The organism is Cellulophaga baltica, from assembly GCF_900102165.1.
Lineage (GTDB): Bacteria > Bacteroidota > Bacteroidia > Flavobacteriales > Flavobacteriaceae > Cellulophaga > Cellulophaga baltica.
Genome location: NZ_FNBD01000010.1, coordinates 105,129 through 120,253 on the forward strand (window position 1 = coordinate 105,129; position 15,125 = coordinate 120,253).

Genomic DNA, 15,125 nt, shown 5'->3' on the forward strand with positions numbered 1-15,125 from the left:
CTTATTTAATACAATAAGGCTTGGTTGTTGAAAAAAGTTAGTATGAAAAGAACAAAAGTTTGGGGGTTTATTATCCTTTTGAGTTTAATTGTTTTTGCTTGTTCAACAAGTGATGATGGAGGGGGTACTTCGGAAGAGACTGATGATAATTTCAACCGCAGTGCAATGCTTATAAATTGGGCCGACAATATTATTATTCCGGCATATACCGCTTTTAATGCAGATGTTGCTGTAATGGTACAGGCTTCTTCTGTATTTACGGAAACGCCGTCTGAAGCAAATCTTCAAAATTTACGTAATGCATGGAAAGATGCTTATGTATCTTTTCAAAGTGTTTCTATGTTTGAGATAGGAAAAGCAGAGGAGTTAAACTTTAGAAATCGTCTAAATGTATATCCAACGGATGTAACAAGTATTGAAGAAAATGTAAGCAATAATACGTACAATTTTTCACTGCCTTCCAATATAGCCATACAAGGTTTTCCTGCAATTGATTATTTGATTAACGGTTTGGCAGGTACTGATGCGGAGATAGTGGCTTTTTATAATTCAGAATCTACTGCTACTGGGTATAACGGTTATTTAAATGAACTTACAAATACTGTTTTAGAATTGTCTACTACCGTTTTGAATGACTGGGAAGGTAGTTACAGAAGTACTTTTGTGGCGGGTACAAGTTCATCCGCAACAGGTTCAGTAGATAAGTTGGTCAATGATTTTCTTTACTACTACGAAAAATCGTTAAGAGCAGGTAAGATAGGAATTCCTGCAGGTGTATTTTCTGTAGATCCACTACCAGAAAAAGTGGAAGCATTATATAGTAAAGAAATTGGTAAAGAATTGTTGTTAGCTGCAATTACAGCATCTCAGAACTTTTTTAATGGAAAAAGCTTTACATCAGCTTCAGAAGGTGAAAGCTTAAAATCATATTTAGATTTTTTAAATACCATTAAGAACGGAGATGATTTAAGTACACTTATTAATAATCAGTTTGATATTTCTAAAACCAAAGCGGCAGAGTTAGGGAACGATTTAGCACTTCAAGTGACAACTGATAATTCTAAAATGACAGAGACTTATGATGAATTACAACGTAATGTAATATTACTTAAAGTTGATATGCTTCAAGCCTTAAGTATTAATGTCGATTTTGTCGATGCAGACGGAGATTAATGGAGACGTATTTTAATACCTATTTCAGTAAAGAAACTAAGACCGCTAATTTAGCGGTCTTTCGTGTTTTTTTTGGAATAATGATGTTTTTCAGTACCCTCCGGTTTCTAAGTTACGGTTGGGTAGATAAATTGTATATTCAACCGAAGTTTTTCTTTTCTTATTATGGTTTTGAATGGATAAAGCCTTTAGGTGTATATACGTATGCCTTATTCATAGTTTGTCTGATAAGTTCGTTTCTTATCATAATAGGGTATAAGTATAGGTATAGTATTATTGTCTTTTTTTTATGCTTTACGTATATTGAATTGATGGATAAGACCACATATCTTAACCATTATTATTTTGTGAGCTGCCTTAGTTTTCTTTTATTATTTTTACCTGCCAATAGAAGATTTTCTTTAGATGCTTATCTTGATAACTCCTTAAACCAAGAATATATTCCAAAATGGAATGTAGATTGTATTAAGGTGATGTTGTTTATCGTGTATTTTTATGCAGGTTTGGCTAAATTAAATAGTGATTGGCTGTTAGATGCTATGCCGCTTAAAATATGGTTACCTTCTAATTATGATCTTCCGATCTTAGGGAGTTTATTGCAAAAAGAATGGGTACACTATGCGTTTAGTTGGGGAGGAGCCCTTTATGATTTGATGATTCCTTTTCTATTACTATACAAACCCACCCGTTGGTTTGGTTTCTTTATGGTGGTAGTTTTTCATGTGCTCACAAGAATCTTATTTCCTATAGGTGTATTTCCTTTTGTGATGATCGTTAGTGCTTTAATTTTTTTTGATAGTGATTTTCATGAAAAATTAATCCATAAAGCTTCGAAGCTATTGAAATTAAAACCGTTAAATAATTCGGTCGTAGGGCAACGTTCTCCCCGTAAAATTCCACTACTAATAATAGGCCTATTTCTTTTAATACAATTACTTTTGCCGTGGCGTTATTTGCTTTATCAAAATGAGCTTTTCTGGACAGAGGAAGGGTATCGTTTTTCCTGGCGAGTTATGTTGATGGAAAAGGCAGGCTATGCTCAATTCAAAGTTGTTGATAGTACTAGTGGTAAATCATTCTTAATTGATAACAATGATTTTTTAACCTCGTTTCAGGAAAAGCAAATGAGTACGCAGCCTGATTTTATTTTGCAATATGCACATTATTTAGCCGATCATTTTTCAGAGAATGGTGCTAAGAATATAGAAGTATATGTAGAGAGTTATGTGGCTATAAACGGAAGATTGAGTCAGCCATATGTAGACCCAAAAGTTGATTTAGCAAAGGAAAAAGATTCTTTTGCTCCAAAAAATTGGATACTTAATTTTAATGATGATATTAAAGGACTTTAAAATAATTGCAGGGGTAATTTTTTTACTATTTACAGCTGCAGCGCAGGCGCAATTTACCATTTCAGGAACAATCACTAGCGCAGAAACTAATGCACCTGTAGTAGATGCAGAAGTATACATCTATGAGTTGTCAAAGAAAGTTGTTAGTGCATCTGATGGAACTTTCCTATTTAGTGATGTGAAGCCAGGATCCTATAAAATTGTTGTTTTTTCATTTGAATACAGCATATCAGAACAAACTATTGAAATTGTGGATAATACGTCTTTGTCCATCGCCTTAGAAACACTTGGAGAGCAATTATCAGAAGTAGTTTTGGTAGCTAGAAAAGAAAAGATTTTTGCTTTAAATAAATTAAAAGCAGTAGAAGGTACTGCCATTTATGAAGGCAAAAAAAGTGAGGTAGTACTTATAGATAATCTAACAGCAAATCTTGCCAGCGGTACCGCTAGGCAATTATATGCGCAAGTGGCTGGATTAAATATTTATGAAAATAATGATGCGGGTTTACAGCTTAATATTGGTGGTAGAGGCTTAGATCCAAACAGGACGGCAAGTTTTAATACCAGACAAAATGGGTATGATATTTCTGCAGATGTTCTTGGCTATCCTGAGAGTTACTATACTCCACCAGCAGAAGGCTTAGATAAAATAGAAGTGATTAGAGGAGCGGCATCATTACAATACGGTACTCAATTTGGAGGTCTTATTAATTTTAAGATGAAGCAACCAAATCCAGATAAAGAAATAGAGTGGATTTCTAGACAAACATTGGGCTCTAATAATTTATTCACCAGCTTTAATAGTCTTGGAGGCACGGTGGGTAAAACGCAATATTATGCTTTTTATAATTTTAAAACAGGAGATGGCTTTCGTCCAAATTCAGAATTTGATTCCTATAATGGTTATTTGCATGTAAATCATGATTTTTCAGATAAAACTAAACTGACCTTTGAGTTTAGTTATTTAAATTATTTAGCGCATCAACCAGGAGGGCTTACAGATCAACAATTTGAAGATGATCCATCTTTTAGTAATAGAACAAGAAATTGGTTTAATGTAGATTGGAAATTATATTCCGTGAGGTTGGATCATTCCTTTTCAAATAAAACAGATTTCAGCCTTAACTTATTTGCCTTAGATGCTTTTAGAAAATCGGTAGGTTTTAGGGAAAATAGAGTTTCTCAAGAAGATGATTTAACAGCGCCAAGAGAGCTTATCGTTGGTAATTTTAATAACTGGGGAGCGGAAGCAAGGGTCTTAACTCGTTACAATTTACTGGATGGAGACCACGTGTTTTTGGTGGGTTCTAAATATTATCAGTCTAAAAACTCCGAACGCCAGGGCCCCGGAACGAATGGAGCAGATGCAGATTTTAGTTTTGCAGATACAGAATATCCAGATTACTCCAGACAGAGCGATTTTGAATTTCCAAACTTGAATTTAGCGCTCTTTGCTGAAAATATATTTAATGTAAAGGATAATTTATCCATTACGCCAGGTGCTCGTTTTGAATATATAAAAACAGAGAGTCAGGGGGCATACAAGCAAATAAACTTGGATAATGCCGGTAACCCAATTTTAAATATTGAGGTGCCAGATAATAGAGATTTTTCACGTCAGTTTGTGTTACTAGGAGTGGGTGTTAGTTACAAACCATTTAATGCCGTAGAATTATATGGTAATTTTAGCCAAAATTATAGATCGGTTACGTTCAATGATATCCGTATTAATAATCCGTCTTTAGTGATAGATCCTGATATTTCTGATGAAAGTGGTTATACGTTTGATTTAGGAGCAAGAGGTAGAGTCTCTAATGTCTTGTCTTATGATGTGGGTGCCTTTTTATTGCGTTATGACAATCGATTAGGGGTTGTTTTAAGAGCTGTTAGTGATATACAGCAAGAACAGTTTAGAGGAAATATTGGAGACGCCATAACCTATGGTTTTGAAAGTTTCTTAGATTTTAATCTTTGGAAGACAATATCAGATAATGATAACGGAAAGCTTAACTTATTTGTAAACTTGGCGCTAACCGATAGTGAATATATTTCTTCTCAGGAAAACAATATAGAAGGGAATAAAGTAGAGTTTATACCAGATGTTAATCTAAAAACGGGGTTAAGTTTTGGGTATAAAGACCTGTTGGGAAGTTTGCAGTATACCTATTTAGGAAGTCAATTTACAGACGCCACCAATTCTCCAAGAGATTTTGATAGTCAAAGTGGTATCATAGGGGAGATACCCGAATACGATATTTTAGATTTTTCATTGTCGTATTCTTATAAATATTTCAAATTAGAGACAGGGGTAAACAACCTTTTAGATAATAGCTATTTTACCCGTAGAGCTACAGGATATCCGGGGCCTGGTATTTTACCAGCTCAGCCAAGAACATTTTATACAACCTTGCAATTTAAATTTTAGTCCCCATCAGTATCTGTTGTAGTAATAATTATAGATAAAATACTTTGTACATCTACGGCAAATAAAACCTGCAGTTCATTCAATTTTGTATGTAGGATTTCAACTTCGGTGTGGTTGCTAGTTACGGCCTCGTCTAACGGAACAGGAATAGCATCAATTGCGGCGTATATTTCGGTAAATTTAGCTTGAATGGTAGTATTTAAAGTGGCATTTTTACTGATAGATTGCACATAGTCATCTAGCCCTAAAGTGTTGGTAGATCCAAAGTAGGCCAATTCCACAGTTTTTATATTCGCTTCAATAATGGCTAAAGAGGTATTGCTGTAAAATGCTTGTGCTAGTTCAGGGTTTACTACGTCTGATTTTTCTAAGCCAGCAGGTTTTCCAACTTTAGTGGTTTTGGTAACATCAATAGTATTGTAAAGGCCATTATAATATAAGTTTAAAGAGCTAGAAATACCGCTACCACTGTTTGCAAGAAATGTGCTCGCATAATTTTCTCCGCTACTATCCCAAATACTAAATAATAAATTTGCGCGAGAAGTTACATAGGTGCTTGATAATCTTAAATAATCTCTACGTTTTTCCGAAGCTAAAAAAGCAGCGTTAGTGCTTGCTAAATCGTCTGCAAATAATAAATATTCTAAGGCGGCTAAAGATTTTACTTGTGGACTTATGGTTAACATTAATGCCTCGTCAATAGTATTATTTTCTGTTATAAAATATTCCACAGATCTTGGTACGGTAGGCCAGTTGTAAATAGAGTTATGAACAAACTGATCTTTAGCGCTACCAATATTGTAGGTGTACGTTTTCTCGTAAAAAAGCGCAGTAAGCTTCCATTGCTGTCTTAAAATCTCTAAATTAGCTATTGTCGTAGTGCTAGTGTAATTACTAGCTGCTGTTTGTAAGGCATTGGCTTCGGTTACGAAATTAGCAATAGTTGGTATAATATTGTTGTGTGTTAAATCGCTAAACATAAGGTTAACGTCAAAATCAGACGCGCTATTAGTATCATCATTATCACAACCTAAGTTCAAGGTAATAATAAGAGTTGTAAGGCTTAAGATTATTTTTTTCATGAATTAAAGTGAGTTTACAAAATCTATAACTTGTTGTCTTTCTTCTTGCGATAATTGTTTGAAAGCATTTTTACTGGCTTCTGCTTCGCCACCATGCCACAGAATAGCTTCTTCAATAGTTCTTGCACGACCGTCATGTAAAAAAAAGGTATGGTTATTTACAGTAGAAATTAAACCAATACCCCATAGGGGTTGCGTGCGCCATTCCCTACCAGTAGCTAAAAAATCTGGTCTATTATCTGCTAAATCCACTCCCATATCATGCAGTAGAAAGTCAGAATACGGTTTTATGGTAATATTATTTAAAACAGCGGTTATTTCAGAAATTCCAGTAGTTTGATTGATGCGGTGACAATTAATACAGTTTATTTCTGTAAAATTTGCTTTTCCTTTTAAGACCGATAAATCCTCGTAGTTTCTTCTATTGGGCACTGCTAAAGTTGCTTGGTAAAATACTACTTTTTCTAATTGCGAATCTGTTATTTCGGGTTCGCCTCCATTTACAGCATCAGCGCAATCTTGTTGCGGGGAAGGACATTCTTGCTCGGTGAATAGGGAGCTGGTAAGACCCATATCTCCATGAAAAGCACCAGCTATTTGTTGTTTCAAGCTTGGGGCATTAGCTTTCCATCCATATTTGCCAAGTGTGGTTGTGTTTTCTTCGACGTTCCAAACATAATTTGCTTTTCCTGAAATTCCATCCCCATCAGCATCAAATTCATCTACAAATTGTAATATTTGATCGTCGGGTAAGGCATTTACAAAACCAAGTCCTATGGTTTGTTGTGCTACTCGTGGGGAGGTTAGTATGCCCTCCAAGCTACCAAATTTCTCATCAGAAAATGAATATATTGGTTTTTGCAACTCATAAGTATTCCCATCAGGATATGCTCCATTTAATATTTCATAAGTGACATTCACCTTAGCTTCATAGTCCACGCCGTTATTAGCTCTATCTTGAATTTGCGTGTTGTAACCCGCTACAGGATTCGCATTTCCAAATAAATCTTGACCGGGAAGGCTTATTCGCATTAAAAAACCACTAGAATCTTCTCCATTAACTAATGGGCTTCCTCTTCCATCTTTAAAGTGGCACCCAGCGCAGGAACGCGCATTAAATGTTGGTCCTAATCCGTCTCTGGCTGTTGTTGATGCGGGTGCAGATACCCAGTTTTGATTGAATAATGAATTTCCCGTAGAAAAGGCTCCAATTTCCGTAAAAGAGAGACCGTCTACTTCAAATCCAAACGCATTGGCACTGGTGCTATTGACACCTAATTCACCGGTTAAAAATTCTTCTCCCTCTTCATATAACTCCTCGAAGGTTATATAGTTATCATCTTCTGTAGTACAGGAGAAAAAGCTCAAGGTTATAAGGAGAATAGATGCAATATGTTTTTTCAAATTGATGGTTTTTAGTAAAAAATACGATGGTAAAAGTCCCGAAATAAAAATTCCGGGACTTTTTAATACCTTAGGAAAATCCTAAATTATATTTAGTTAAGATTTATTCCCAATACCGATGCCGAAGCACTAATTTCATTAGCTAAATCAAATAAAGCAACAACACATTGCATTACAGGTCCATCGGTATTATCTGATGTTTCTTGAGTGATTAAGTAATCAAATGGTTGTGCATTATCACCTATAAGAGCGGCTCTCGTAGCCACCAGACTTGCGGCAGCTTCAAGTGTAGCTGCTTGCGCTGGATCAGTTTGTTTTACTAAATCAATAAATGAAGCGCCGTTTATAGTGCCGTAAGAGCCATAAATTACATTTAGTACACCCTGTGCGTTTGCGTAAACATCACGTTGTGTATTATCAGAAAAACAAGAATGCTCGTCTTCTTGGCCTGAGGCATCAATACCATCTGTAGAATCAACAGGAGCAATCATACGCTCGGAGCTTAATTCATCTCCAGCAATAAAAAATGCACCGTTAATAGCTTGTTGTAAGGCTGTTTCAGTATCTAAAGCTTCAAATACAGTTCTATAGGTGCCACCTTCACTCCAAGTGCTAACTAAATCATTTAAGTCGTTTACTAAGAGGTTTGTGACAACAGTTAAATATTGAGCTCTGCGATCAGCATTTTCCGCGGTAGTATAATCTGTATAAGAACGTTGTCCTGGCAAATCTTCAGCAGGGGCAGTGTTATCTTGGCCCCAAAGTAAAAACTCAATAGCATGCCATCCAGTACTTATAGATTTATCATCAACACCTTCATTTGAGCCTGCCAAGGCTTCTTCTGTAATGGTATACGTTTCATCGCCAATAATACTATTGTAATCACCGGCGTAAGATTCTGTTCCAGTTAAAACATAATCAATATAACTTTCATCAATTGGCCATGCATTCATTTGTCCTTCATTACCAATAGACCAAGATTCTCCTTCAGTATCAATAGGTCCGTTAGTTTCTCTATAGGCTTCTGTTTGCCCATAATATTCTCTAGCACTTAACCATGCATCTTTGGCTGCGGTAAAATTATCTTCTGTAGGTGTTTCTGTAAATGTGGTAATAGCGGTCTGCATTAATACAGCAGAATCATAGCTGTCTGAATATGATTCGTACACTAAGTTCGCGTAATTTTCAACCACAGAAGCAGCCGTAATAGCATCGTTGCTAGATGCATTGTTGTCATCGTCATTTGAGCATGCAAATACGAAGAAAGAGATGGGAAGTAATACTAAAAATTTTTTCATGGAATCTTTTCGTTAATTAAATCCCAAAAATATTACAAGGAATAATTATATCCTAAGTTTATTTAGATTAAATTTAAATAACATTGTTAAATTATTTAAACTACTTGTTATAATGGGGGTGAGGCTAGTCTCTTATAAATTTATTTAGGGTATATGATGTATTATTGTTTACATGTCGATTTGATTCGTGAATTTGTTTGCTAGGTGGTTTGTTAATTTTCTTATAAAAACAATGCCTACTGTAAAGATTATAATCCGTTTGCGCCTTTAATTAATATTAATCGTATATTTGCACGCAATTAATCTTTAATTGCCATGCAAGCACATCTTGATAAAATAGTTGGAGAAGGTCTTACTTACGATGACGTACTCTTAGTCCCAGCTTATTCTGAAGTACTTCCAAGAGAAGTAAATATTCAAACAAAATTTACCCGAAACATTACCATCAATGTTCCTATCGTTTCAGCGGCTATGGACACGGTTACGGAGTCTAAAATGGCAATTGCTATGGCTCAAGAAGGTGGTATTGGTGTTTTGCACAAGAACATGACTATCGAACAGCAAGCCATGAAGGTTCGCAAAGTGAAAAGAGCAGAAAGCGGTATGATTATCGATCCTGTTACTTTGCCTTTAAATTCTTTTGTACGTGATGCGAAAGCAAACATGAAAGAATACGGTATTGGCGGTATCCCGATTGTAGATGGGGAAGGTAAATTAATTGGTATAGTTACCAACCGTGATTTGCGTTTTGAAAAAAATAATGATCGTCCTATTTCTGAAGTTATGACAACTAAAAATTTAGTTACCGTAGCAGAAGGTACTTCATTAGAACAGGCGGAGGATATTTTACAGGAAAACAAAATTGAAAAACTTCCAGTTGTAGATAAAGACTATAAATTAGTGGGTCTAATAACTTTTAGAGATATTACCAAGCTTACGCAGAAGCCTATTGCGAATAAAGATCAGTATGGTCGTTTACGAGTAGCTGCTGCTTTAGGAGTTACTGCAGATGCTGTAGATAGGGCAGAAGCATTGGTAAACGCAGGTGTAGATGCTGTAGTAATTGATACTGCTCATGGTCATACCAAAGGAGTAGTTGAAGTATTAAAGCAGGTAAAAGCAAGATTCCCAGATTTAGAGGTTATCGTTGGTAATATAGCTACGGGAGCTGCTGCTAAATATTTAGTAGATGCTGGTGCAGATGCTGTTAAAGTAGGTATTGGTCCAGGATCTATCTGTACAACACGTGTTGTTGCGGGGGTTGGTTTTCCTCAATTTTCTGCAGTATTAGAAGTGGCTGCGGCTATTAAAGGTAGTGGTGTTCCAGTAATTGCCGATGGTGGTATTCGGTATACAGGTGATATTCCAAAAGCAATTGCAGCAGGGGCAGATACGGTAATGTTAGGATCGCTATTGGCGGGAACTAAAGAGTCTCCTGGAGAAACTATCATTTACGAAGGAAGAAAATTCAAATCATACCGAGGAATGGGATCTGTTGAAGCAATGAAACAAGGCTCAAAAGACCGTTATTTCCAAGATGTAGAAGATGATATTAAAAAATTAGTGCCAGAAGGTATTGTAGGGCGCGTGCCTTATAAAGGTGATTTATTTGAAAGTATTCACCAATTTATCGGAGGTTTAAAAGCAGGAATGGGCTATTGTGGCGCAAAAGATATTGCGGCACTTCAAGATAACGGTCGTTTTGTGAAAATTACCGCTAGTGGTATCAATGAAAGTCACCCACATGATGTAACCATTACCAAAGAATCACCAAATTACAGTAGGTAATTTATAACCTACAGCTTATATATAAAAAGAGGTAACTTAGTTACCTCTTTTTTTTGTTCTTAATTTTAAGTATTTGATATGGATTCATTAGTAACAGTAGCTTGGTTGAAAGATCATTTAGACGATTCTAATTTGATAATTTTAGACGCGAGGGCTTCAGATCCAATATCAGGAGCAGTTTCAGAAAATAGTAGTAATAGCATTAAAGGTGCGCGAATTTTTAATTTAAAAACTAATTTTTCGGAAAGGGAAAGTCTTTATCCTAATATGGTGCCAAGTCCAGAGCAATTTCAGGAAGAGTGTCAAAAACTAGGAATTAATCAGAATAGTGTATTGGTAGTATACGATGCTTTAGGGATTTATTGGAGTCCTAGAGTTTGGTGGCTATTTAAGGCAATGGGACATCCTAATATTGCCGTTTTAGACGGAGGTTTACCAGAATGGATTCTTCATAATTTACCTTTAGAAAAAAATAGGAAAGAAACGTATGTTAAAGGAAACTTTACAGCGTCTTTTAATAGTGAAGCGGTTGTTAGTTTTAGTGCTGTTTTTGAAAATACGACGTCAGAAATAGCCATACTTATTGATGCGCGATCGCAAGGTAGGTTTAACGGAACAGCAGCGGAACCTAGAAAAGGTTTAAGGAGTGGGAGCATTCCTAAATCCATAAATATCCCCTACACTGAAGTGTTGCGAGGTAGTAAATTCAAATCTAAGGGAGCATTAGCTGTAGTTTTTAATAGGCTAAACAATGAAAGCAAACCGGTAATATTTAGTTGTGGTTCGGGAGTGACCGCATGCATATTATTGTTTGCGAGTGAACTAGTGGGAATTCAAAATAAAAAATCTGTCTATGATGGCTCATGGACAGAGTGGGCGCAAAAAGTATTGTAAATTTTATTTTCCTTCGGTATACGTTTTCCAGTCTTTTTCCTTGTGAATATTGTCTCCAAAATACTTCGCTATTTGTAAAAAAGCATCAGGCTTTTGATATCCAGGAACAGGAGAGAGCATATTCATCTTTTCATCTAAAAATATGGTAGTAGGATAGCTTAGTTTTCCTTGCATTAATGCAGCCGCAAATTCGTGGTATCCATTTCTTCCAGAGGGAACAAATTTAAAAGTTTTTCCTTTAAATTCAATAGGTTCTTTGCCTTCACCATCTAGTTTTACCATATAGAAATTCTTTTCCATATAGGCTGCTACGGTAGCATCCTGAAAAGTGTCCTTATCCATTTTTTTGCACCAGCCACACCAATCCGTATATACATCGATAAATATTTTCTTCGGATTTTTATCTGTTTCGGCTAGTTTGGCAGCTTCTTCCCAAGTTAGCCAGGTAACCTCTTGAGCATTTGTGGTAAACACATTAAGCATACTAATTATAAAAACGGAGTAAAAGAATGATTTCATTTTGTACTATTTTGATTGTTTAGTCTCTAAACCTATTCAAAAATAACGTTTTAATTACTATTTTATTTTCAGGATCTATAAAACATAAAAAAATCCTGCAGGGCAGGATTTTTTATAGTGTCTAGTACTGTAAAGTTTTATTTAACGGTAGCCTTTTCTTTTTTTGAAAAAAGGTTTTTTACATCTACTTGATTTTTTATAATGTCATCTAATGTTTCGCGCTCTCTAATTAATACAGCTTCTCCTTTGTGCCATAACACTTCGGCAGGTCTAAATCTGCTATTATAATTACTCGCCATGGTAAAGCAATAAGCACCGGCATTTTTGAAAGTAAGGATATCACCTTCAGATATTTCAGTAATTCTTCGGTTGCTAGCAAACGTATCTGTTTCGCAAATGTAGCCTACAACAGAATAGTAACGTTCTCTACCTTCTGGGTTTGAGATATTTTCTATTTGATGGTAGGATCCATAAAGCATTGGACGTATTAGGTGATTGAAACCCGAATCAATACTAGCAAAAACCGTAGATGTTGTTTGTTTAACAACATTTACTTTTGCAAGAAATTGGCCCGCTTCGCTTACTAGAAATTTACCTGGTTCAAAAGCTAAGGTTAATTCTTTTCCGTATTCTTTACAGAAAGCATTGAACTTTTCAGTTAATTTACTTCCTAATTCTTCTATGTTTGTTTCAATATCTCCTTCTTTATAAGGTACTTTGAAACCACTTCCGAAATCAATAAAGTCTAATTCCTTGAAGTTTTTAGCAGTTTCAAACAATATTTCAGAAGCATAAAGAAATACATCAATATCTAAAATGTCACTTCCTGTATGCATATGAATACCATTGATATGCATTTGAGTAAGTTCTACGATACGTAATAAATGAGGTATTTGATGAATGCTAATTCCAAATTTAGAATCAATATGACCTACAGAAATGTTAGAGTTTCCTCCAGCCATAACATGAGGATTAATACGGATACAAACTGGAACTTTAGGAAACTTACTTCCAAATTGTTCTAATATAGATAGGTTGTCAATATTAATACGTACGCCTAATTTAGCAGCTTCTTCAATTTCTTCTAAAGAAACTCCATTAGGGGTAAATATGATATTTTCAGGTTTAAAACCAGCAAGAAGACCTAATTGTACTTCTTGAATAGAAACAGTGTCTAAGCCACTGCCAAGACTGTTCATTAGTTTTAATATGGTAATATTAGATAGCGCTTTAGCAGCGTAATTTAATTTTAATTTTTTAACTCCACTAAAGGCGTTAGTAAGCCTGTTGAATTGGGTTATTATTTTTTCAGAATCATACACATAAACCGGATCTCCGTAGGTTTTTGCTATGTTCAATAAATCGTGATTCGTCATTGCAATATAATTTTGAAGCAAATCTATACTTCTTCTTGGTTTTGAACAAAATAAAACATCAAAAAACCAAAATACAACAAATTGTTTCATTTAAAACAAATAAAACCCGTTTAGGGGTCGTGCTGCTAGTATTTCTAGGTTTTAATGAGATTTTGAGCTTACGAATAACTGTAATGTTAGAATCTTTTTGATGAATAGAACAAGAAATAGGCTATTTTTTGTGCCTATTTTAAAATTTAAGAGATAGCTTTCTAATTTCATTAGGGTAATTAGCAATGGTTTGCTATTTTTGTCATCATTAAATAAAGACACGATTTACTTATGAATCTTCACGAATATCAAGGAAAAGAAATTTTAGCAAGTTTTGGGGTACGTATCCAAAGAGGAATTGTAGCTCACAATGCAAAAGAAGCTGTAGATGCTGCAAAGCAATTAACAGCAGAAACAGGAACTGGATGGCACGTTATAAAAGCACAAGTTCACGCTGGTGGCCGCGGAAAAGGTGGTGGTGTTAAATTGGCTAAAAACTTAAAAGAAGTTGAAGAAATTGCAGGACAAATCATTGGAATGAATTTGATCACGCCTCAGACTTCTGCTGAAGGTAAAAAAGTTCATCAAGTATTGGTTGCTGAAGATGTTTATTACCCAGGAGCTAGTGAAACGAATGAGTTTTACATGTCTGTGTTATTAAACCGTGGTACTGGTAGAAATATGATTATGTATTCTACAGAAGGTGGTATGGATATCGAAGAGGTGGCCGAAAGTACGCCACATTTAATTTTTACAGAAGAAATTGATCCTGCAACAGGTCTATTGCCTTTTCAAGCACGTAAGATTGCCTTTAACTTAGGTTTGTCTGGTACTGCTTTTAAAGAAATGACAAAGTTCGTAGCGTCTTTATATAAAGCATATGTTGAGAGTGATTCAAGTATGTTTGAAATCAACCCAGTTTTAAAAACTTCGGATGATAAAATTATGGCTGTAGATGCTAAAGTATCTATAGATGATAATGCATTATACAGAAGAAAGCAATATGCAGAAATGCGTGACCTTCGTGAAGAGAATGCTATTGAAGTTGAAGCGGGTGCTTTAGGTTTAAATTATGTAGATCTTGATGGGAATGTTGGATGTATGGTTAACGGTGCTGGTTTAGCAATGGCAACTATGGATTTAATTAAGCAAGCAGGTGGTGAGCCAGCTAACTTCTTAGATGTTGGTGGTACTGCTGATGCGGCGCGTGTTGAGGCTGCTTTCAAGATTATCTTAAAAGATCCTGCAGTTAAAGCGATATTGATTAATATTTTTGGTGGTATCGTTCGTTGTGATCGCGTGGCTCAAGGTGTTATTGATGCTTACAAAAACATGGGAACTATAAACGTGCCAATCATTGTTCGTTTACAAGGAACAAATGCTGACTTGGCAAAAGAATTGATCGATAATTCTGGTTTAGATGTACAGTCTGCTGTACAATTCCAAGAAGCTGCAGATAAAGTTAAGGCGGTATTGAGTTAATTTAAAAGTACTCAAAAAATATATTTTCAAAATGGGCAATGTTATCTTAACATTGCCCATTTTTTTGTTTTCAATAAAAGCGGGTAATACTTGAAAATAGTGTAAGGATGTCAAGAGATGTTTTAAGAATACTGTAGGTTAAAATGCGTATTGTTAATTTTTCAATAAGTAAGAATAACCTTTCTTTTTTTTCTACAATTTTAACCTAGTGTTAAATGCTTTAACGATGCGTTAAGTCTGGCTTTAGGTTTATTTTTTGAAGCTTATAAGTTCTAATTTTGACGTGAGATTAGAGAACGCAT

General features: G+C 35.2%; 11 protein-coding genes. 6 read left to right on the forward strand and 5 right to left on the reverse strand.

Annotated elements, in window-relative coordinates:
* Nucleotides 1-42: 42 nt before the first annotated feature.
* The 3 genes from BLQ19_RS16340 to BLQ19_RS16350 are packed head-to-tail and all read left to right on the forward strand — an operon-like array spanning nt 43 to nt 4,950.
* Nucleotides 43-1,173 carry an imelysin family protein gene (locus BLQ19_RS16340; protein WP_074539048.1) on the forward strand — a complete coding sequence of 377 codons (1,131 nt, stop codon included), beginning with the start codon at nt 43-45 and terminating at the stop codon, nt 1,171-1,173.
* Nucleotides 1,173-2,525, forward strand: a complete 1,353-nt coding sequence (locus BLQ19_RS16345) for an HTTM domain-containing protein (RefSeq protein WP_074539049.1) — start codon at nt 1,173-1,175, stop codon at nt 2,523-2,525. The genes BLQ19_RS16340 and BLQ19_RS16345 overlap by 1 nt, the downstream gene beginning before the upstream one ends.
* On the forward strand, nt 2,506-4,950 hold the full coding sequence (locus BLQ19_RS16350; protein ID WP_074539050.1) for a TonB-dependent receptor domain-containing protein: 2,445 nt from the start codon (nt 2,506-2,508) through the stop codon (nt 4,948-4,950). Before BLQ19_RS16345 ends, BLQ19_RS16350 begins: the two co-directional genes overlap by 20 nt.
* Here the strand turns inward: BLQ19_RS16350 and BLQ19_RS16355 are convergent.
* From BLQ19_RS16355 to BLQ19_RS16365, 3 genes are all read right to left on the reverse strand, one after another.
* Entirely contained in the window at nt 4,947-6,032 is a 1,086-nt protein-coding gene (locus BLQ19_RS16355) for an imelysin family protein (RefSeq protein ID WP_074539051.1), read from the reverse strand. The two genes, BLQ19_RS16350 and BLQ19_RS16355, sit on opposite strands and share 4 nt — an antisense overlap.
* Nucleotides 6,033-6,035: 3 nt before the next feature.
* Nucleotides 6,036-7,436 (reverse strand): di-heme oxidoreductase family protein, encoded by a 1,401-nt coding sequence (locus tag BLQ19_RS16360; protein WP_074539052.1) that lies wholly within the window; start codon nt 7,434-7,436, stop codon nt 6,036-6,038.
* Between the two features lie 92 nt (nt 7,437-7,528).
* Nucleotides 7,529-8,734: an imelysin family protein gene (locus BLQ19_RS16365; RefSeq protein WP_025614277.1), complete on the reverse strand. Its 1,206-nt coding sequence runs from the start codon at nt 8,732-8,734 to the stop codon at nt 7,529-7,531.
* 315 nt (nt 8,735-9,049) lie between these two features.
* Between BLQ19_RS16365 and guaB the strand changes: the two genes are divergently transcribed.
* The gene (gene guaB, locus BLQ19_RS16370; protein ID WP_024479654.1) at nt 9,050-10,522 is read left to right on the forward strand and encodes an IMP dehydrogenase; all 1,473 of its coding nucleotides are present in this window, start codon (nt 9,050-9,052) and stop codon (nt 10,520-10,522) included.
* A gap of 78 nt (nt 10,523-10,600) precedes the next feature.
* Nucleotides 10,601-11,416: a sulfurtransferase gene (locus tag BLQ19_RS16375; RefSeq protein ID WP_074539053.1), complete on the forward strand. Its 816-nt coding sequence runs from the start codon at nt 10,601-10,603 to the stop codon at nt 11,414-11,416.
* Between the two features lie 3 nt (nt 11,417-11,419).
* Here BLQ19_RS16375 and BLQ19_RS16380 read toward each other — a convergent pair whose 3' ends face one another.
* Entirely contained in the window at nt 11,420-11,935 is a 516-nt protein-coding gene (locus BLQ19_RS16380) for a thioredoxin family protein (RefSeq protein WP_024479656.1), read from the reverse strand.
* A gap of 137 nt (nt 11,936-12,072) precedes the next feature.
* The gene (lysA, locus tag BLQ19_RS16385) at nt 12,073-13,311 is read right to left on the reverse strand and encodes a diaminopimelate decarboxylase (protein WP_025614280.1); all 1,239 of its coding nucleotides are present in this window, start codon (nt 13,309-13,311) and stop codon (nt 12,073-12,075) included.
* A 321-nt stretch (nt 13,312-13,632) separates the two neighbouring features.
* Between lysA and sucC the strand changes: the two genes are divergently transcribed.
* Nucleotides 13,633-14,823 carry an ADP-forming succinate--CoA ligase subunit beta gene (gene sucC / locus BLQ19_RS16390; protein ID WP_025614281.1) on the forward strand — a complete coding sequence of 397 codons (1,191 nt, stop codon included), beginning with the start codon at nt 13,633-13,635 and terminating at the stop codon, nt 14,821-14,823.
* Nucleotides 14,824-15,125: the final 302 nt, after the last annotated feature.

Excerpts from the sequence above, each read along its gene's own strand:
- BLQ19_RS16340 (WP_074539048.1), top strand. The coding sequence starts at position 43 with ATGAAAAGAACAAAAGTTTGGGGGTTTATTATCCTTTTGAGTTTAATT.
- BLQ19_RS16345 (WP_074539049.1), top strand. The coding sequence starts at position 1,173 with ATGGAGACGTATTTTAATACCTATTTCAGTAAAGAAACTAAGACCGCT.
- BLQ19_RS16350 (WP_074539050.1), top strand. The coding sequence starts at position 2,506 with ATGATATTAAAGGACTTTAAAATAATTGCAGGGGTAATTTTTTTACTA.
- BLQ19_RS16355 (WP_074539051.1), bottom strand. The coding sequence starts at position 6,032 with ATGAAAAAAATAATCTTAAGCCTTACAACTCTTATTATTACCTTGAAC.
- BLQ19_RS16365 (WP_025614277.1), bottom strand. The coding sequence starts at position 8,734 with ATGAAAAAATTTTTAGTATTACTTCCCATCTCTTTCTTCGTATTTGCA.
- guaB (WP_024479654.1), top strand. The coding sequence starts at position 9,050 with ATGCAAGCACATCTTGATAAAATAGTTGGAGAAGGTCTTACTTACGAT.
- BLQ19_RS16375 (WP_074539053.1), top strand. The coding sequence starts at position 10,601 with ATGGATTCATTAGTAACAGTAGCTTGGTTGAAAGATCATTTAGACGAT.
- BLQ19_RS16380 (WP_024479656.1), bottom strand. The coding sequence starts at position 11,935 with ATGAAATCATTCTTTTACTCCGTTTTTATAATTAGTATGCTTAATGTG.
- lysA (WP_025614280.1), bottom strand. The coding sequence starts at position 13,311 with ATGACGAATCACGATTTATTGAACATAGCAAAAACCTACGGAGATCCG.
- sucC (WP_025614281.1), top strand. The coding sequence starts at position 13,633 with ATGAATCTTCACGAATATCAAGGAAAAGAAATTTTAGCAAGTTTTGGG.